General features: G+C 33.5%; 16 protein-coding genes and 1 pseudogene. 9 read left to right on the forward strand and 8 right to left on the reverse strand.

Annotation, left to right across the window (positions count from 1 at the left end; all coding sequences use genetic code 11):
- Positions 1 to 11: 11 nt before the first annotated feature.
- Positions 12 to 1,628, forward strand: coding sequence for a M1 family metallopeptidase (locus tag QWY90_RS00105; protein ID WP_290283853.1), 1,617 nt, complete (start codon positions 12 to 14; stop codon positions 1,626 to 1,628).
- Between the two features lie 34 nt (positions 1,629 to 1,662).
- On the opposite strand, the gene QWY90_RS00110 is transcribed toward QWY90_RS00105, so the two are convergent.
- Together QWY90_RS00110 and QWY90_RS00115 are read right to left on the reverse strand one after the other, a co-directional pair.
- Positions 1,663 to 2,703 (reverse strand): AMP-binding protein, encoded by a 1,041-nt coding sequence (locus QWY90_RS00110; protein WP_290283854.1) that lies wholly within the window; start codon positions 2,701 to 2,703, stop codon positions 1,663 to 1,665.
- Positions 2,696 to 3,664 carry a CPBP family intramembrane glutamic endopeptidase gene (locus QWY90_RS00115; protein ID WP_290283860.1) on the reverse strand — a complete coding sequence of 323 codons (969 nt, stop codon included), beginning with the start codon at positions 3,662 to 3,664 and terminating at the stop codon, positions 2,696 to 2,698. The genes QWY90_RS00110 and QWY90_RS00115 overlap by 8 nt, the downstream gene beginning before the upstream one ends.
- 68 nt (positions 3,665 to 3,732) lie before the next feature.
- Here QWY90_RS00115 and QWY90_RS00120 point away from each other — a divergent pair, with 68 nt between their 5' ends.
- Both QWY90_RS00120 and QWY90_RS00125 read left to right on the forward strand, forming a co-directional pair.
- On the forward strand, positions 3,733 to 4,074 hold the full coding sequence (locus tag QWY90_RS00120; RefSeq protein ID WP_290283855.1) for an ArsC/Spx/MgsR family protein: 342 nt from the start codon (positions 3,733 to 3,735) through the stop codon (positions 4,072 to 4,074).
- A gap of 65 nt (positions 4,075 to 4,139) precedes the next feature.
- Complete coding sequence (locus QWY90_RS00125) at positions 4,140 to 6,671, forward strand: TonB-dependent receptor (protein WP_290283857.1); 2,532 nt, start codon at positions 4,140 to 4,142, stop codon at positions 6,669 to 6,671.
- Positions 6,672 to 6,725: 54 nt separating this feature from the next.
- Here QWY90_RS00125 and QWY90_RS00130 read toward each other — a convergent pair whose 3' ends face one another.
- The gene (locus QWY90_RS00130) at positions 6,726 to 6,899 is read right to left on the reverse strand and encodes a hypothetical protein (RefSeq protein WP_290283858.1); all 174 of its coding nucleotides are present in this window, start codon (positions 6,897 to 6,899) and stop codon (positions 6,726 to 6,728) included.
- 206 nt (positions 6,900 to 7,105) lie between these two features.
- On the opposite strand from QWY90_RS00130, the gene QWY90_RS00135 reads away from it, so the two are divergent.
- Positions 7,106 to 8,002 (forward strand): lyase family protein, encoded by an 897-nt coding sequence (locus QWY90_RS00135; RefSeq protein WP_439108566.1) that lies wholly within the window; start codon positions 7,106 to 7,108, stop codon positions 8,000 to 8,002.
- Between the two features lie 46 nt (positions 8,003 to 8,048).
- Here the strand turns inward: QWY90_RS00135 and QWY90_RS00140 are convergent.
- A pseudogene (locus QWY90_RS00140) lies at positions 8,049 to 9,004 on the reverse strand (class II fumarate hydratase); the annotation flags it as partial.
- Positions 9,005 to 9,210: 206 nt separating this feature from the next.
- Here QWY90_RS00140 and QWY90_RS00145 point away from each other — a divergent pair.
- Positions 9,211 to 9,384: a hypothetical protein gene (locus QWY90_RS00145; protein ID WP_290283858.1), complete on the forward strand. Its 174-nt coding sequence runs from the start codon at positions 9,211 to 9,213 to the stop codon at positions 9,382 to 9,384.
- Between the two features lie 54 nt (positions 9,385 to 9,438).
- Here the strand turns inward: QWY90_RS00145 and QWY90_RS00150 are convergent, their stop codons facing one another.
- Positions 9,439 to 11,970: a TonB-dependent receptor gene (locus QWY90_RS00150; protein ID WP_290283857.1), complete on the reverse strand. Its 2,532-nt coding sequence runs from the start codon at positions 11,968 to 11,970 to the stop codon at positions 9,439 to 9,441.
- Between the two features lie 65 nt (positions 11,971 to 12,035).
- Positions 12,036 to 12,377 carry an ArsC/Spx/MgsR family protein gene (locus QWY90_RS00155; protein ID WP_290283855.1) on the reverse strand — a complete coding sequence of 114 codons (342 nt, stop codon included), beginning with the start codon at positions 12,375 to 12,377 and terminating at the stop codon, positions 12,036 to 12,038.
- Between the two features lie 68 nt (positions 12,378 to 12,445).
- On the opposite strand from QWY90_RS00155, the gene QWY90_RS00160 reads away from it, so the two are divergent.
- The gene (locus tag QWY90_RS00160; protein WP_290283860.1) at positions 12,446 to 13,414 is read left to right on the forward strand and encodes a CPBP family intramembrane glutamic endopeptidase; all 969 of its coding nucleotides are present in this window, start codon (positions 12,446 to 12,448) and stop codon (positions 13,412 to 13,414) included.
- Entirely contained in the window at positions 13,407 to 14,447 is a 1,041-nt protein-coding gene (locus QWY90_RS00165) for an AMP-binding protein (RefSeq protein WP_290283854.1), read from the forward strand. The genes QWY90_RS00160 and QWY90_RS00165 overlap by 8 nt, the downstream gene beginning before the upstream one ends.
- Before the next feature lie 34 nt (positions 14,448 to 14,481).
- Here the strand turns inward: QWY90_RS00165 and QWY90_RS00170 are convergent, their stop codons facing one another.
- Positions 14,482 to 16,098, reverse strand: a complete 1,617-nt coding sequence (locus QWY90_RS00170) for a M1 family metallopeptidase (RefSeq protein WP_290283853.1) — start codon at positions 16,096 to 16,098, stop codon at positions 14,482 to 14,484.
- Between the two features lie 61 nt (positions 16,099 to 16,159).
- The gene (locus QWY90_RS00175) at positions 16,160 to 17,788 is read right to left on the reverse strand and encodes an acyl-CoA carboxylase subunit beta (protein ID WP_290283852.1); all 1,629 of its coding nucleotides are present in this window, start codon (positions 17,786 to 17,788) and stop codon (positions 16,160 to 16,162) included.
- Positions 17,789 to 18,013: 225 nt separating this feature from the next.
- Between QWY90_RS00175 and QWY90_RS00180 the strand changes: the two genes are divergently transcribed.
- Both QWY90_RS00180 and QWY90_RS00185 read left to right on the forward strand, forming a co-directional pair.
- The gene (locus tag QWY90_RS00180) at positions 18,014 to 18,655 is read left to right on the forward strand and encodes a DUF47 domain-containing protein (RefSeq protein ID WP_290283851.1); all 642 of its coding nucleotides are present in this window, start codon (positions 18,014 to 18,016) and stop codon (positions 18,653 to 18,655) included.
- Between the two features lie 19 nt (positions 18,656 to 18,674).
- On the forward strand, positions 18,675 to 20,030 hold the full coding sequence (locus tag QWY90_RS00185; protein WP_290283850.1) for an inorganic phosphate transporter: 1,356 nt from the start codon (positions 18,675 to 18,677) through the stop codon (positions 20,028 to 20,030).
- Positions 20,031 to 20,231 lie beyond the last annotated feature (201 nt).

Here is a 20,231-nt window from a genome sequence, read left to right on the forward strand (position 1 = left end):
TTCTTATTCTCATGAAAAAAATACTTGCCTTAAGTTTCATTATTATTAGTTTCCAAAACATCTTTTCTCAAGAAACAACGACACGAAAAGACTCACTTCAAGGCGGATTACGACCGGAACGAACTTGCTTTGATGTGTTGCGCTATGATTTAAATATCAAAGTAAATCCTGATGAAAAATCAGTTGTTGGCTATAATGACATTAGCTTTAAAGTAGTTGACAACACTTCAAAAATTCAATTGGATTTATTTGATAATATGCAAGTAGATTCTATTGTTTTCAATTCGGAAAAATTGAATTACAAGAGAGAATTTAATGCCGTTTTTATCAATTTCCCCACATCCTTAAAAATTGGTACCAATGAAAAAATACGCTTTTATTATTCGGGTAAACCCATAATTGCAAAAAACGCGCCTTGGGATGGTGGATTTATTTTTACTAAAGATGGGCAAGGAAAGCCGTGGGTTGGTGTAGCATGCCAAGGTACAGGAGCCAGTTTATGGTATCCAGTAAAAGACTCGCAAAGCGATGAGCCCGATTTTGGCGCGACTATAAAAGTAGCTGTTCCGAATGGTTTGATGGAAGTTTCCAACGGAAGATTAATAGGCAGTGAAGATCTAAAAAATGGTTATACCCGTTGGGATTGGGAAGTTAAAAATCCAATAAATACTTATTCCATAAATGTCAGTGTTGGCGATTATGTGTCTATACATGAAAATTATAAAGGATTAGATTTAGATTACTACGTACTCCGCCAAAATGAAGTTGCAGCCAAAATACATTTTGAGGAAGTAAAACCTATGATGGATTGTTTTCAGAGTAAATTCGGACCCTATCCTTTTGCAAGTGACAGTTACAAATTAGTGGAAACGCCTTATTTAGGAATGGAACATCAAAGCGCCGTTGCCTATGGAAACAAATATGTAAATGGTTATTTAGGAACTGATAGATCTGGAACCGGAATTGGGTTACTTTTTGACTACATTATAATTCACGAAAGTGGACACGAATGGTTTGGTAATAATATAACATCCAAAGATTCTGCCGATATGTGGATACATGAAGGATTTACTTGTTACACCGAAAATGTTTTTGTTGAATGTCAATTTGGTTACGAAAAAGGGCAACAATACGTAAACGGTTGCAAAAGAAATATTGATAATGTAAGTCCAATTATTGGCCCGTATGGGGTGAATAAAGAAGGCTCGGGTGATATGTATGAAAAAGGTGCTTTGCTTTTAAATACTTTGAGGCATGTTGTCAATGATGACGATAAATGGTGGAAACTGTTCTTAAAATATTCTGAAACATTTCACAACAAAATTATTGATACAGAAGCTGTTATTAGCTTTTTCAATACCGAAACAGGAATGAATTTAACACCTATTTTTAATCAATATCTCAGACATGCATCAATTCCTAAACTTGAATTGAGAAAATCTAAAGGCAAACTTGGGCTTCGTTGGAAAACAGATGAACCTAAATTCAATATGCCAATTGATCTTAAAGTTAATGGTAAAAAATACCGATTTTATCCAACAACTACTTGGGTTACTACAAAATATAAAATCAATAAGTTAGAAGAAGTTGAAGTCTTGACCAATGATTTTTATATAGATGTTAACTAATTCATCACTAACTTTATTGGGAATGTACTTTTTATTAATTCAGCGTTTCTTTTCTCAAGATTTTCCCAGTTACACTATCTTTAAACTTAGGAACAAAAATAATTTCTTTGGGCTTTTCGTATTTGTCTAAAGTTTCATAAATTGAATTGTCCAGTTCGCATTTTTCTCCCTCAATAACTAAAACTACTTTTTCTCCTAATTCATTATCAGGTTTTGATGCAATAAAGAAGCGTTGACTAATTTTGCTTATCAATTTCTTCTCTATTTGCTCTGGAATTAATTTTATTCCACCACTATTGATAACATTATCAAATCTGCCGAGAAATATAAATTGATTTTCATTGACCAATTCAACAATATCATTTGTGATAATAACTTCAGGAGAAATTGTTGGTGCATGAATAACCAAACAATTTCTTTCATCAAACGAAACAGTAACATTAGGCAAAACCGTAAATGCTTTTTCTCCTAATTTTCTGGCTGCAATATGAGTAATGGTTTCGGTCATACCATAAGTTTCATAAACTATGGTAGGTAACTTTAGTAACTGCTTCTCCAGAATTTTATTAACAGCTGCGCCTCCAATAATCAACTTTTTAACTCTCTTTAATTGGGGTATTGAATTTTGTGCTTGCAAAGGCACCATCGCAACAAAATCATAATCAATTTCGTTGTTAGCTAATGGATTTGAACTTGGAGCCACAAACTCTAAATCAAGTCCTAAAATCATAGCACGAACTAGCATCATTTTTCCCGCAACATATTTTACAGGTAAACATTGTAATGCTTTATTGCCAGGTTGCAATTCAAAAAAATCACCTGTAGCCAATGCTGAATCAACCATGGCTTGTTTGCTAACTGAAATAGTTTTTGGTGCTCCGGTTGTTCCCGAAGTTTCCATTTGAATATAACTTTTTCCATCAAACCAATCCAAAAGAAAATTACCAACTGGTTTTTCAAAATCTTCTCCTTCTTTGATAAAACTATAAGCTACGCGACACAAATCTTCCCTATCGAGGTGAAATCCATTAAGCTTAAATAAATTATGTACATTTTCATAGGTTGGGTTACTCATAACTTTTATCATTTACAATATTTTCAATTTGTTCATTCTTTTCAACAACTATAATTTTACCTGTCAGTTTCTCTTTCCAGTCAGTCCAATTATATTTTTTACTAAAGATAAATAATAGTAATGGAAAAATAATGAGAACTGGTACTAGAATTTCAAATCCGGCAGATGGTGATGAAATATCTTTAAAAATAGAATTAGTTTGAAAAGCTGACCAATCTGAAGTAACTAAAAGTGCCGTCATTAAATTATTGGCAGCATGAAAACCAAGAGCCAATTCCATTCCTTCATCCATTAGTGTAATAACTCCAAGGAAGAAACCTGTTCCTATATAATATACTAATATAATATACCCCATTTTTTCAACTTCAGGATTGGCGATATGCATCGTTCCAAAAATAACGGATGTCATTACCAACGGAAACCATCTGTTTTTCGCCAAAAGGGCAAACCCTTGCATTAAATAACCACGAAAAACATATTCTTCAGTACTGGTTTGAACCGGAATTAGAAGAATTCCAATAATTGCCAAAATTAAAAATGGAAAAGGTTTAAAATTGTATACAAAATCACCTGGACTAGTATAAAACATTATTAACGTTGATCCTACAGTAAAAACTCCCCAAAGAGTAAACGAAAAAAATATTCTTTTCCAATCAACTTTTACCCTTGACGTAGTGATTGATAATAAGGTTTGTTTGTGAAAGTACTTTATAACTAAAATTATGGCAATAAAGGCAACGACAAATGAAAATAGCAATAAAAATAAAGTTGTATTTAAATTTAAAAAGTTCATCATTTCCATTTCTTTTGTCGGAAATGGCTTCCCCGTTTTTAAAGATTTAATAAAAACAGCTATAACCCATGGTATTTGACCAATGGCTGATGCAATAAAAATTATCAAGGAACCAACTAAATATTTCCAAAATTTATTGGTAGGCAAAAAACCGTTTTCTAAAAACATAGTACTCATATTTTCTTTCGCCTAAATTAACTTTTTTCTATTAAAATAGATTACTTTGTAAAAAAAATATGTTGCAAATACTTCACAATCCAAGATGCGGAAAATCAAGAGCCTGTTTGGCTTTTGTAACGGAATCTAAACAGGAATTTGAAATTATAAATTACATCGAAAAACCATTAAGTGCTAAAGATTTAAAAAATCTACTTAAAAAACTGAATCTCAAACCTATAGAATTAGTCCGTCAAAAAGAAAGCATTTGGATAGAAAATTATAAAGGAAAATCTCTGACAGATAGTGACATCCTAAATGCCTTAGCCAAACATCCCATATTGATTGAAAGACCAATAGTTATTGATGGTGACAAAGCTACAATTGGAAGGGACATTGACAAACTAAAAGACTTTATTTAACAAACTGTTGGGATAAGTTTATCAAGCTAAGGCGTAATTTTGTTCCGAAAGTTGAAAATTTATCCATGAAAAAATTATACTGTTTTATACCTACACTTCTACTACTATTTTCATTTACAGTTTTTGGACAAGAAACACAAACTAAAGGCTTACTGCCAGAAGGTAAATCTGAGAAAGCTAAAATTACCATCACTGGAAAAATCATAGAGAAAACAAGTAAACTTCCTCTTGAATACGCAACTATAACTTTTAAAAATACTAAAAATCCAAAACTAATTTTCGGTGGAATTACAGATAGCAAAGGTGATTATTCTATAGTTGTTGTATCAGGTATTTATGATATCACTCTAGAATTTATTTCTTTTAAACCAACGACTATAAGTCAAAAACAATTAACCCAATCAACCAATTTAGGAACCATAGCTTTAGAAGAAGATGCAACTCAATTAAACGAAGTGGTAGTTCGAGCCGAAAAAACTACGGTTGAAATAAAACTCGACAAAAAAGTTTACAACGTTGGCCAAGACATGATTGTAAAAGGCGGAACCGCCAGCGATGTGTTAGATAATGTGCCGTCAGTTACGGTTGATGCCGATGGAAATGTGGCTTTACGCGGCAACGACAATGTTAAAATTCTTATTGATGGAAGACCTTCAAATGCAATTAATATTGCTGATGCTTTACGAACAATTTCTGCAGATGCTTTAGATAAAATCGAAGTGATTACCAATCCATCTGCGCGTTATGATGCTGAAGGTGGTGGCGGAATTATCAATATTTTATTGAAAAAAGGAAAAAATCAAGGAATCAACGGAACCCTTATTGGCACTGTCGGAAATCCTCAAAACTATGGATTAGTATCAAACATAAATTTCAAAAGTGAACAGTTCAATCTTTTTTCTACATTAGGATATAACGATAGTAAAGCACCTGGTAAATCAAAAACGGATACTGATTATTTAAATCCGGATGGAACTATCCAAAAAACAATAAATGAAAGAAGTACCAGAGAGAGAGGCAGAAAAGGTTTCAACTATACTATCGGAATGGATTGGTATTTAGACAAAACCTTGACATGGAGTAATACTTTTAACTACAGAAAAAATAACGGTGCCAATCCAGATAACGTTTTATTGTATAATGAATTTCCCGATATCGCCGACAATTTCGTTCGCAACAGGTATAACGATCAGTTCACAAGAACGCATGATGTAGAATACGCTACAAATTTTACCAAAAAATTCAAAAAAGACGGACATAAACTTACTGTTGATGGTTCATTTTCAAAAAATTTAGATAACGACTCTTCGACCATAACCGATTTTGTTATTGGACAAGAAAACCTGGCAACCAAAGAATTAACTAAAAACTTTCAAACACAAAAAAGAAGCTTAATTCAATCAGATTATGTCTTGCCAATAGGTGAAAACAGTCAATTTGAAGCAGGTTACAAAGGCGATTTTAATGAATTGATTACCGATTATAATGTTGGCGATATTGATGGTAGTGGAAATTATATCCCAAATTTAAACTACACAAATATTTTAGATTATAAAGAGAAAATTAATGCCGTGTATTCTCAATTTGGTTCAAAGATTAATAAATTCTCCTATTTATTTGGATTAAGATATGAAGATTCTAATATCGATATTGACCTTTTAACAACCAATAATTTTAATAATAAAAAATACAATAATTTTTTTCCAAGTGCTTTCTTTACTTATCAATTAAAAGAACAAAGTACCATTTCACTTAATTACAGCAGACGTATTTCCAGACCTCGTTCGCGATTTATAAATCCGTTTTCAAATTATTCTAGTAACGTAAATATTTTTCAAGGAAATCCAGATATCAATCCATCGCTTACTGACGCTTTTGATATTGGATACATGAACAAATGGGACAAAGTAACGTTTAGCACATCAATGTATTTTAACAGAACTAATGATGTGTTCCAATTTATCAGAAGACCAAACGGAGAATCTGTTACCACTATTGTTGACGGAGTAACAATAGTAACGCCTGTAATTTTATCAACACCTATAAACTTAGCGCGTGAAGATCGTTTCGGATTTGAATTTAACCTAAACTATACACCATACAAATGGTGGAAATTAAACGGTAACTTCAACTTTTTCCAAAGTAAAATAAATGGAGACTACTCGTATACTCTTCAAAATACAGGAGAAGTAATAAACGAAAACTTCGATAATACAGCTGCAAGTTGGTTTACCAGAGTTTCTTCAAAAATAACATTGCCTTATAAAATAGATTGGCAAACAAATGCAACTTACAATGCACCACAAAATAATGCACAAGGAAAAAGCCTTGGCGTCTTGAGTGCAAATTTGGCGTTCAGTAAAGATATTTTGAAAGACAAAGCTACGATTGCTCTTAACGTAAGTGATGTTTTCAATTCGAGAAAAAGAATTAGTGAAACCCATTTGGCTACTTTAAACTCTTACAGCGAAATGCAATGGAGACAGCGTCAAATCAATCTTTCGTTTACTTACAGATTCAATAAATTAAAAAATAACGATAAAGACAAAAAACCAAAAGGAAACCAACAAGATGATAACGGTGATTTTCCCGGATAATAAAAAGAAAAAAGCCCCGAAATTCGGGGCTTTTTCATAAACAAAAACTTAAATTTAAGCTGTTTGTTCTGCGTCTCTTTTTGCTTTTCTTTCTTGCATTAATTCTTTAACGCCTCCGTAAATCCAATAAGGAACAACGAAAGTTACCAAGAACATCATCAACCAAAAACCAATGGTTAAAATGGTTAAGAAAGCTAAGAAACCTAAATACTGTGAAAATTCAAACATGTTTTCCGGAATTTTTTGAATTATAAGCAAATGTAAGCTGAATATTTAAGCTATGCAAAAACAAAATCAATTTTTATTAAATAGTTTTTATGCGTAATTTTGTGGTGCTTTTTTAGGAGCTATTTCCCGCTGTCCGCGCTACACGGTAGCTCGCTCCCATCGGGGCTAAAAACGTAAAGCTACTTATTAACATATAATAAATCAAAATGGAATACAGAATAGAAAAAGATACTATGGGTGAAGTTAAAGTGCCAGCTGATAAATATTGGGGTGCACAAACCGAACGTTCCAGAAATAATTTTAAAATTGGTCCATCCGCATCAATGCCAAAAGAAATTATAGAAGGATTTGCCTATTTGAAAAAAGCCGCCGCATATGCCAATTGTGATTTGGGTGCTTTGTCAACCGAAAAGCGTGACGCCATTGCAGCCGTTTGCGAAGAAATCCTTGCCGGCAAACTAGCTGATGAATTTCCATTAGTAATTTGGCAAACCGGTTCAGGAACACAAAGTAATATGAATGTGAATGAAGTCATTGCCAATCGAGCCCAAGTTTTAGCCGGATTCAAAATTGGCGAAGGCGAACAACTAATAAAAGCCAATGACGATGTGAACAAATCACAATCATCAAACGATACTTTTCCAACTGGAATGCACATTGCATGCTATAAAGCGGCTGTAGAAACTACAATTCCAGGAGTTGAAAAACTACGCGATACTTTAGAGGCAAAAGCCAAGGAGTTCATGAATGTGGTGAAAATTGGAAGAACACACTTAATGGACGCAACACCTTTGACATTAGGTCAGGAAATTTCGGGTTATGTTGCTCAATTAAACTACGGAATCAAAGCCTTAAAAAATACGCTTTCTCATTTATCAGAAGTAGCCCTTGGCGGAACTGCGGTTGGAACCGGATTAAATACACCAGCCGGTTATGATCTGAAAGTAGCCGAATATATTGCCAAATTTACAGGACATCCATTTGTTACTGCTCCAAATAAATTTGAGGCTTTGGCTTCTCATGATGCTATTGTTGAGTCTCACGGTGCTTTAAAACAATTGGCTGTTTCTTTAAATAAATTGCAAATGATGTTAGAATGCTAGCTTCAGGTCCACGTTCCGGAATTGGTGAAATCATAATTCCGGAAAATGAACCTGGTTCATTTTCCGGAATTATGATTTCACCAATTCCGGAACGTGGACCTGAAGCTAGCATTCTAACATCATTTGCAATTTTATTTAAAGAAACAGCCAATTGTTTTAAAGCACCGTGAGACTCAACAATAGCATCATGAGAAGCCAAAGCCTCAAATTTATTTGGAGCAGTAACAAATGGATGTCCTGTAAATTTGGCAATATATTCGGCTACTTTCAGATCATAACCGGCTGGTGTATTTAATCCGGTTCCAACCGCAGTTCCGCCAAGGGCTACTTCTGATAAATGAGAAAGCGTATTTTTAAGGCTTTGATTCCGTAGTTTAATTGAGCAACATAACCCGAAATTTCCTGACCTAATGTCAAAGGTGTTGCGTCCATTAAGTGTGTTCTTCCAATTTTCACCACATTCATGAACTCCTTGGCTTTTGCCTCTAAAGTATCGCGTAGTTTTTCAACTCCTGGAATTGTAGTTTCTACAGCCGCTTTATAGCATGCAATGTGCATTCCAGTTGGAAAAGTATCGTTTGATGATTGTGATTTGTTCACATCGTCATTGGCTTTTATTAGTTGTTCGCCTTCGCCAATTTTGAATCCGGCTAAAACTTGGGCTCGATTGGCAATGACTTCATTCACATTCATATTACTTTGTGTTCCTGAACCGGTTTGCCAAATTACTAATGGAAATTCATCAGCTAGTTTGCCGGCAAGGATTTCTTCGCAAACGGCTGCAATGGCGTCACGCTTTTCGGTTGACAAAGCACCCAAATCACAATTGGCATATGCGGCGGCTTTTTTCAAATAGGCAAATCCTTCTATAATTTCTTTTGGCATTGATGCGGATGGACCAATTTTAAAATTATTTCTGGAACGTTCGGTTTGTGCACCCCAATATTTATCAGCTGGCACTTTAACTTCACCCATAGTATCTTTTTCTATTCTGTATTCCATTTTGATTTATTATATGTTAATAAGTAGCTTTACGTTTTTAGCCCCGATGGGAGCGAGCTACCGTGTAGCGCGGACAGCGGGAAATAGCTCCTAAAAAAGCACCACAAAATTACGCATAAAAACTATTTAATAAAAATTGATTTTGTTTTTGCATAGCTTAAATATTCAGCTTACATTTGCTTATAATTCAAAAAATTCCGGAAAACATGTTTGAATTTTCACAGTATTTAGGTTTCTTAGCTTTCTTAACCATTTTAACCATTGGTTTTTGGTTGATGATGTTCTTGGTAACTTTCGTTGTTCCTTATTGGATTTACGGAGGCGTTAAAGAATTAATGCAAGAAAGAAAAGCAAAAAGAGACGCAGAACAAACAGCTTAAATTTAAGTTTTTGTTTATGAAAAAGCCCCGAATTTCGGGGCTTTTTTCTTTTTATTATCCGGGAAAATCACCGTTATCATCTTGTTGGTTTCCTTTTGGTTTTTTGTCTTTATCGTTATTTTTTAATTTATTGAATCTGTAAGTAAACGAAAGATTGATTTGACGCTGTCTCCATTGCATTTCGCTGTAAGAGTTTAAAGTAGCCAAATGGGTTTCACTAATTCTTTTTCTCGAATTGAAAACATCACTTACGTTAAGAGCAATCGTAGCTTTGTCTTTCAAAATATCTTTACTGAACGCCAAATTTGCACTCAAGACGCCAAGGCTTTTTCCTTGTGCATTATTTTGTGGTGCATTGTAAGTTGCATTTGTTTGCCAATCTATTTTATAAGGCAATGTTATTTTTGAAGAAACTCTGGTAAACCAACTTGCAGCTGTATTATCGAAGTTTTCGTTTATTACTTCTCCTGTATTTTGAAGAGTATACGAGTAGTCTCCATTTATTTTACTTTGGAAAAAGTTGAAGTTACCGTTTAATTTCCACCATTTGTATGGTGTATAGTTTAGGTTAAATTCAAATCCGAAACGATCTTCACGCGCTAAGTTTATAGGTGTTGATAAAATTACAGGCGTTACTATTGTTACTCCGTCAACAATAGTGGTAACAGATTCTCCGTTTGGTCTTCTGATAAATTGGAACACATCATTAGTTCTGTTAAAATACATTGATGTGCTAAACGTTACTTTGTCCCATTTGTTCATGTATCCAATATCAAAAGCGTCAGTAAGCGATGGATTGATATCTGGATTTCCTTGAAAAATATTTACGTTACTAGAATAATTTGAAAACGGATTTATAAATCGCGAACGAGGTCTGGAAATACGTCTGCTGTAATTAAGTGAAATGGTACTTTGTTCTTTTAATTGATAAGTAAAGAAAGCACTTGGAAAAAAATTATTGTATTTTTTATTATTAAAATTATTGGTTGTTAAAAGGTCAATATCGATATTAGAATCTTCATATCTTAATCCAAATAAATAGGAGAATTTATTAATCTTTGAACCAAATTGAGAATACACGGCATTAATTTTCTCTTTATAATCTAAAATATTTGTGTAGTTTAAATTTGGGATATAATTTCCACTACCATCAATATCGCCAACATTATAATCGGTAATCAATTCATTAAAATCGCCTTTGTAACCTGCTTCAAATTGACTGTTTTCACCTATTGGCAAGACATAATCTGATTGAATTAAGCTTCTTTTTTGTGTTTGAAAGTTTTTAGTTAATTCTTTGGTTGCCAGGTTTTCTTGTCCAATAACAAAATCGGTTATGGTCGAAGAGTCGTTATCTAAATTTTTTGAAAATGAACCATCAACAGTAAGTTTATGTCCGTCTTTTTTGAATTTTTTGGTAAAATTTGTAGCGTATTCTACATCATGCGTTCTTGTGAACTGATCGTTATACCTGTTGCGAACGAAATTGTCGGCGATATCGGGAAATTCATTATACAATAAAACGTTATCTGGATTGGCACCGTTATTTTTTCTGTAGTTAAAAGTATTACTCCATGTCAAGGTTTTGTCTAAATACCAATCCATTCCGATAGTATAGTTGAAACCTTTTCTGCCTCTCTCTCTGGTACTTCTTTCATTTATTGTTTTTTGGATAGTTCCATCCGGATTTAAATAATCAGTATCCGTTTTTGATTTACCAGGTGCTTTACTATCGTTATATCCTAATGTAGAAAAAAGATTGAACTGTTCACTTTTGAAATTTATGTTTGATACTAATCCATAGTTTTGAGGATTTCCGACAGTGCCAATAAGGGTTCCGTTGATTCCTTGATTTTTTCCTTTTTTCAATAAAATATTGATAATTCCGCCACCACCTTCAGCATCATAACGCGCAGATGGATTGGTAATCACTTCGATTTTATCTAAAGCATCTGCAGAAATTGTTCGTAAAGCATCAGCAATATTAATTGCATTTGAAGGTCTTCCATCAATAAGAATTTTAACATTGTCGTTGCCGCGTAAAGCCACATTTCCATCGGCATCAACCGTAACTGACGGCACATTATCTAACACATCGCTGGCGGTTCCGCCTTTTACAATCATGTCTTGGCCAACGTTGTAAACTTTTTTGTCGAGTTTTATTTCAACCGTAGTTTTTTCGGCTCGAACTACCACTTCGTTTAATTGAGTTGCATCTTCTTCTAAAGCTATGGTTCCTAAATTGGTTGATTGGGTTAATTGTTTTTGACTTATAGTCGTTGGTTTAAAAGAAATAAATTCTAGAGTGATATCATAAATACCTGATACAACAACTATAGAATAATCACCTTTGCTATCTGTAATTCCACCGAAAATTAGTTTTGGATTTTTAGTATTTTTAAAAGTTATAGTTGCGTATTCAAGAGGAAGTTTACTTGTTTTCTCTATGATTTTTCCAGTGATGGTAATTTTAGCTTTCTCAGATTTACCTTCTGGCAGTAAGCCTTTAGTTTGTGTTTCTTGTCCAAAAACTGTAAATGAAAATAGTAGTAGAAGTGTAGGTATAAAACAGTATAATTTTTTCATGGATAAATTTTCAACTTTCGGAACAAAATTACGCCTTAGCTTGATAAACTTATCCCAACAGTTTGTTAAATAAAGTCTTTTAGTTTGTCAATGTCCCTTCCAATTGTAGCTTTGTCACCATCAATAACTATTGGTCTTTCAATCAATATGGGATGTTTGGCTAAGGCATTTAGGATGTCACTATCTGTCAGAGATTTTCCTTTATAATTTTCTATCCAAATGCTTTCTTTTTGACGGACTAATTCTATAGGTTTGAGATTCAGTTTTTTAAGTAGATTTTTTAAATCTTTAGCACTTAATGGTTTTTCGATGTAATTTATAATTTCAAATTCCTGTTTAGATTCCGTTACAAAAGCCAAACAGGCTCTTGATTTTCCGCATCTTGGATTGTGAAGTATTTGCAACATATTTTTTTTACAAAGTAATCTATTTTAATAGAAAAAAGTTAATTTAGGCGAAAGAAAATATGAGTACTATGTTTTTAGAAAACGGTTTTTTGCCTACCAATAAATTTTGGAAATATTTAGTTGGTTCCTTGATAATTTTTATTGCATCAGCCATTGGTCAAATACCATGGGTTATAGCTGTTTTTATTAAATCTTTAAAAACGGGGAAGCCATTTCCGACAAAAGAAATGGAAATGATGAACTTTTTAAATTTAAATACAACTTTATTTTTATTGCTATTTTCATTTGTCGTTGCCTTTATTGCCATAATTTTAGTTATAAAGTACTTTCACAAACAAACCTTATTATCAATCACTACGTCAAGGGTAAAAGTTGATTGGAAAAGAATATTTTTTTCGTTTACTCTTTGGGGAGTTTTTACTGTAGGATCAACGTTAATAATGTTTTATACTAGTCCAGGTGATTTTGTATACAATTTTAAACCTTTTCCATTTTTAATTTTGGCAATTATTGGAATTCTTCTAATTCCGGTTCAAACCAGTACTGAAGAATATGTTTTTCGTGGTTATTTAATGCAAGGGTTTGCCCTTTTGGCGAAAAACAGATGGTTTCCGTTGGTAATGACATCCGTTATTTTTGGAACGATGCATATCGCCAATCCTGAAGTTGAAAAAATGGGGTATATTATATTAGTATATTATATAGGAACAGGTTTCTTCCTTGGAGTTATTACACTAATGGATGAAGGAATGGAATTGGCTCTTGGTTTTCATGCTGCCAATAATTTAATGACGGCACTTTTAGTTACTTCAGATTGGTCAGCTTTTCAAACTAATTCTATTTTTAAAGATATTTCATCACCATCTGCCGGATTTGAAATTCTAGTACCAGTTCTCATTATTTTTCCATTACTATTATTTATCTTTAGTAAAAAATATAATTGGACTGACTGGAAAGAGAAACTGACAGGTAAAATTATAGTTGTTGAAAAGAATGAACAAATTGAAAATATTGTAAATGATAAAAGTTATGAGTAACCCAACCTATGAAAATGTACATAATTTATTTAAGCTTAATGGATTTCACCTCGATAGGGAAGATTTGTGTCGCGTAGCTTATAGTTTTATCAAAGAAGGAGAAGATTTTGAAAAACCAGTTGGTAATTTTCTTTTGGATTGGTTTGATGGAAAAAGTTATATTCAAATGGAAACTTCGGGAACAACCGGAGCACCAAAAACTATTTCAGTTAGCAAACAAGCCATGGTTGATTCAGCATTGGCTACAGGTGATTTTTTTGAATTGCAACCTGGCAATAAAGCATTACAATGTTTACCTGTAAAATATGTTGCGGGAAAAATGATGCTAGTTCGTGCTATGATTTTAGGACTTGATTTAGAGTTTGTGGCTCCAAGTTCAAATCCATTAGCTAACAACGAAATTGATTATGATTTTGTTGCGATGGTGCCTTTGCAAGCACAAAATTCAATACCCCAATTAAAGAGAGTTAAAAAGTTGATTATTGGAGGCGCAGCTGTTAATAAAATTCTGGAGAAGCAGTTACTAAAGTTACCTACCATAGTTTATGAAACTTATGGTATGACCGAAACCATTACTCATATTGCAGCCAGAAAATTAGGAGAAAAAGCATTTACGGTTTTGCCTAATGTTACTGTTTCGTTTGATGAAAGAAATTGTTTGGTTATTCATGCACCAACAATTTCTCCTGAAGTTATTATCACAAATGATATTGTTGAATTGGTCAATGAAAATCAATTTATATTTCTCGGCAGATTTGATAATGTTATCAATAGTGGTGGAATAAAATTAATTCCAGAGCAAATAGAGAAGAAATTGATAAGCAAAATTAGTCAACGCTTCTTTATTGCATCAAAACCTGATAATGAATTAGGAGAAAAAGTAGTTTTAGTTATTGAGGGAGAAAAATGCGAACTGGACAATTCAATTTATGAAACTTTAGACAAATACGAAAAGCCCAAAGAAATTATTTTTGTTCCTAAGTTTAAAGATAGTGTAACTGGGAAAATCTTGAGAAAAGAAACGCTGAATTAATAAAAAGTACATTCCCAATAAAGTTAGTGATGAATTAGTTAACATCTATATAAAAATCATTGGTCAAGACTTCAACTTCTTCTAACTTATTGATTTTATATTTTGTAGTAACCCAAGTAGTTGTTGGATAAAATCGGTATTTTTTACCATTAACTTTAAGATCAATTGGCATATTGAATTTAGGTTCATCTGTTTTCCAACGAAGCCCAAGTTTGCCTTTAGATTTTCTCAATTCAAGTTTAGGAATTGATGCATGTCTGAGATATTGATTAAAAATAGGTGTTAAATTCATTCCTGTTTCGGTATTGAAAAAGCTAATAACAGCTTCTGTATCAATAATTTTGTTGTGAAATGTTTCAGAATATTTTAAGAACAGTTTCCACCATTTATCGTCATCATTGACAACATGCCTCAAAGTATTTAAAAGCAAAGCACCTTTTTCATACATATCACCCGAGCCTTCTTTATTCACCCCATACGGGCCAATAATTGGACTTACATTATCAATATTTCTTTTGCAACCGTTTACGTATTGTTGCCCTTTTTCGTAACCAAATTGACATTCAACAAAAACATTTTCGGTGTAACAAGTAAATCCTTCATGTATCCACATATCGGCAGAATCTTTGGATGTTATATTATTACCAAACCATTCGTGTCCACTTTCGTGAATTATAATGTAGTCAAAAAGTAACCCAATTCCGGTTCCAGATCTATCAGTTCCTAAATAACCATTTACATATTTGTTTCCATAGGCAACGGCGCTTTGATGTTCCATTCCTAAATAAGGCGTTTCCACTAATTTGTAACTGTCACTTGCAAAAGGATAGGGTCCGAATTTACTCTGAAAACAATCCATCATAGGTTTTACTTCCTCAAAATGTATTTTGGCTGCAACTTCATTTTGGCGGAGTACGTAGTAATCTAAATCTAATCCTTTATAATTTTCATGTATAGACACATAATCGCCAACACTGACATTTATGGAATAAGTATTTATTGGATTTTTAACTTCCCAATCCCAACGGGTATAACCATTTTTTAGATCTTCACTGCCTATTAATCTTCCGTTGGAAACTTCCATCAAACCATTCGGAACAGCTACTTTTATAGTCGCGCCAAAATCGGGCTCATCGCTTTGCGAGTCTTTTACTGGATACCATAAACTGGCTCCTGTACCTTGGCATGCTACACCAACCCACGGCTTTCCTTGCCCATCTTTAGTAAAAATAAATCCACCATCCCAAGGCGCGTTTTTTGCAATTATGGGTTTACCCGAATAATAAAAGCGTATTTTTTCATTGGTACCAATTTTTAAGGATGTGGGGAAATTGATAAAAACGGCATTAAATTCTCTCTTGTAATTCAATTTTTCCGAATTGAAAACAATAGAATCTACTTGCATATTATCAAATAAATCCAATTGAATTTTTGAAGTGTTGTCAACTACTTTAAAGCTAATGTCATTATAGCCAACAACTGATTTTTCATCAGGATTTACTTTGATATTTAAATCATAGCGCAACACATCAAAGCAAGTTCGTTCCGGTCGTAATCCGCCTTGAAGTGAGTCTTTTCGTGTCGTTGTTTCTTGAGAAAAGATGTTTTGGAAACTAATAATAATGAAACTTAAGGCAAGTATTTTTTTCATGAGAATAAGAATAGAAAATCTAAAGCATTAGTTGGTTTGATTTTAATTTTGTTACTATTTATTAAACCTGAATCACACCTAAATTAAATTTCTTTTCAATAGGCGAGTGATTAGCAGCTTCTATTCCCATTGAAATCCAAGTGCGGGTTTCTAAAGGATCAATAATAGCATCAGTCCAAAGTCGTGCTGCAGCATAATAAGGAGAAACTTGCGCATCATACCGCGCCTTGATTTTATCGAATAATTCCTGTTCTACTTTTTCGTCTACTGTTTCGCCTTTGGCTTTTAAAGATGAAGCTTCTATTTGTGCCAATACTTTAGCAGCTTGCGTTCCGCCCATAACGGCAAGTTCGGCACTTGGCCAGGCGAATATTAATCTTGGGTCATACGCTTTTCCACACATGGCATAGTTTCCTGCTCCATAAGAATTTCCGACAATTACAGTAAATTTTGGGACGACCGAATTGGAAACCGCATTCACCATTTTGGCTCCGTCTTTAATGATGCCGCCATGTTCTGATTTGCTTCCAACCATAAATCCGGTAACATCTTGCACAAATACTAAAGGAATTTTCTTTTGGTTGCAATTGGCAATAAAACGAGTGGCTTTATCAGCAGAATCGGAATAAATAACGCCACCAAATTGGATTTCTCCTTTTTTGGTTTTAGAAACCGTACGTTGATTTGCTACAATTCCCACTGCCCAACCGTCAATCCTTGCATAGCAAGTGATAATGGATTGACCATAACCGTCTTTATACATATCCATTTCTGAATTATCAACTAAGCGTTTGATGATTTCCATCATATCGTATTGTTCGGTGCGTAATTTTGGTAGTATTCCGTAGATTTCTTCCTCTTTCAGCATTGGTTTTTGAGAAGCTTCTCTGTTGAAACCGGCTTTATCATAATCACCGATTTTCCCAACGATACTTTTAATTCTGTCCAAAGCGTCTTTATCGTCTTTAGCTTTATAATCAGTAACACCCGAGATTTCGCAGTGTGTTGTGGCTCCGCCTAATGTTTCATTATCAATGTTTTCACCGATGGCAGCTTTTACCAAATAACTTCCAGCCAAGAAAATACTTCCAGTTTTATCAACTATCATTGCTTCATCACTCATAATCGGGAGATAAGCACCACCAGCCACACAACTTCCCATAACGGCTGCAATTTGTGTAATTCCCATGCTGGACATTATGGCATTGTTTCTAAAAATTCTACCAAAATGTTCTTTATCAGGAAAAATTTCATCCTGCATTGGTAAATAAACTCCGGCAGAATCAACTAAATAAATTATAGGTAAACGGTTTTCCATCGCAATTTCCTGCGCGCGCAGATTCTTTTTTGCTGTAATCGGAAACCATGCTCCGGCTTTTACAGTCGCATCATTGGCAACAACAATACATTGTTTTCCTTTGATGTAACCCATTTTTACCACAACGCCACCAGAAGGACATCCGCCATGTTCAGCATACATTCCGTCACCAACAAAAGCGCCAATTTCTATGCTTTTTGCTTTCGCGTCAAGCAAATAATCGATTCGTTCACGGGCAGTCATCTTACCTTCGGTGTGCAGTTTTTCGATACGTTTTTCACCACCACCAACTTTAACTTTGGTAAAACGTTGCTTTAAATCGGTTATTAAAAGTTTATTATGATCTTCGTTTTTATTGAAGTTAATGTCCATGGGTTTTATTTTATATCACTGTGTTCAGCATTAATAGGTATTTCCGAATGTCCACAGGACATTCTCCTCTTAATATCAAATGTGCTAAAATACGAAAACGTTTTCAATAAGATAATTTCTGAAGATTTGAAATTGTAATTCAATAAAAAAAAAGCATATTTTTGATTAGTTAATATTCACTTAACATTAGAAAAATACATTTGTACCAAAGTAAACATAAAAACAATGACTCTTAACAATATTTTCCAGTTTTTAGTTCCAAAGGATAAAAAGTTCTTCCCGTTATTTGAACAAGCTTCAGCAGGTTTAATTTTATTGGCAGAAACACTTCATGAAGCAGTAAACGCACCCAAAGCAGAGAGAGAAGAATATTTTAGAAAAATTGAAGAACTTGAAGCTGAAATAGAAGAGATTACGCATAAAACACATTTAGAATTAAGTCGAAATTTTATCACACCTTTTGATAGAGAAGATATTCATTCGTTAATAAAAGCCATTGATAATGTTGCCGACAACATGCATGGTGCTGCCAGTAGAATGCGCTTGTATCAAGTAGAAAAAATAACAAAATCAATTCGTAAATTAACGGAGATTAATTTAGAAGCTTGTCAATTAATTGGTCTCGGTATCAAAGAATTGAAAGCTATGAATCATAAAGCAATAAAAGAAACCTGCAAAAAAATCAATAAATTAGAAAGTAAAGCAGATTCAGTATTTGATAAAGCAGTTGCAGACATTTTTGAAAATGAAGTCGATGCTAAAAACGTTATTAAATACAAAGAAGTGCTTTCTGCTTTGGAAATGGCTTCTGATAAATGTAAAAGCGTTTCAAATGTTATGGAACAAATTTCAGTTAAGCACTCATAATAAAATCAATTAGGAAATCATGACATTACTAATTGTAATTATAGTTCTTGCACTTTTATTTGATTATATCAACGGATTTCATGATGCTGCGAATTCTATAGCAACTATTGTAGCTACTAAAGTACTAACACCATTTCAGGCTGTGCTTTGGGCAGCTTTTTTTAATTTTTTAGCGTATTGGGTTTTTGGTTTTGGTGTTGCAGATACAGTTGCTAAAACCGCCAAAACCGATAGTATTAATTTGACGGTTATATTAGCTGGAGTTATTGCTGCTATTATATGGAATTTAATCACTTGGTGGAAAGGAATTCCTTCATCATCATCCCACACTTTAATTGGGGGTTTTGCCGGAGCAGCTATTGCACATGCTATTTCTCTTCATGGTTTTTCCGATTATACTGCAATTCAAGATGGTGCAGAAGTCACAAAGCATTGGTACAATATTGTAAATTGGTATAAACCAGGAGAAGATGGAGGATTACCATCGGGAGTTTCGGTCATAATTGCTTTTATAGTTTTAGCTCCTTTATTAGGAATGTTGATTTCCTATTTTATTTCACTTTGGTTGATGTATTCGTCACGCAAAAGTATTTACCCAAAAATATTAACCCTAGTGTTAATGTTATTAGTATTTTGGTTTTTGTCAACAGTATTAGTTGGTTATAATGACATTAAGAAACCAAGATTTGAGAGCCATCTTTGGAGTGTGATTTCTGAACCATCTAATATAAAATGGTCATTGGTAGCTATTATCTTTTTCAGTGTTGCCATATTCAATTTAGTATTCAGTAGCTTTTCAACTTCAAAAGCAGAAAAAGTATTAAAAAGAATGCAGTTGCTCTCTTCTGCTTCTTTCAGTTTAGGACACGGTGGGAATGATTCTCAAAAAGTTATGGGAATCATAGCTGCTGCTGTAGCTGTTTATTTAAATACCCATCCAAATGCTAATATGTCAATGGGTTGGTTAGATTTAAATGTAGTATTACCCTCTGAAAAAGATGGAGTAAAAATTGATGGTGTTATGCCTTCTTGGATTCCGTTAACTTGTTATACCGTTATTGCTTTGGGAACCTTGAGTGGTGGATGGAAAATTGTAAAAACAATGGGTTCAAAAATTACAAAAGTAACCGCCTTTGAGGGTGTTGTTGCCGAATCAGCTGGAGCGTTAACCTTATTCATTACAGAACATTTTAAAATTCCAGTATCAACAACACATACAATAACTGGTTCCATAATTGGAGTAGGAGTAACTAAAAGGGTTTCTGCAGTTCGTTGGGGTGTTACTGTAAAACTTCTTTGGGCTTGGGTGTTAACCATACCAGTTTCAGGTGTTTTAGCAGCTTTGGTATATTATTTATTAAGAACATTTATATAAAAAATATTTTTAAAGTTTTCAACTCCTAAAGATTTTTCTTTAGGAGTTTTTTATTTTAAAAAGGTTATAAAATTTTTATTTACTTTTTGATTCTCTCTAATGACAGTACTTAACAAGTTTTCAATGTTAAGGTTTTCGTTGAAACGAAAACTTAACATTGGCGAATTGGTTTAAACACTATTTTTGTTAACGTAAAATTTA

It is taken from the genome of Flavobacterium paronense, from assembly GCF_030409795.1.
Classification (GTDB): Bacteria; Bacteroidota; Bacteroidia; order Flavobacteriales; family Flavobacteriaceae; genus Flavobacterium; species Flavobacterium paronense.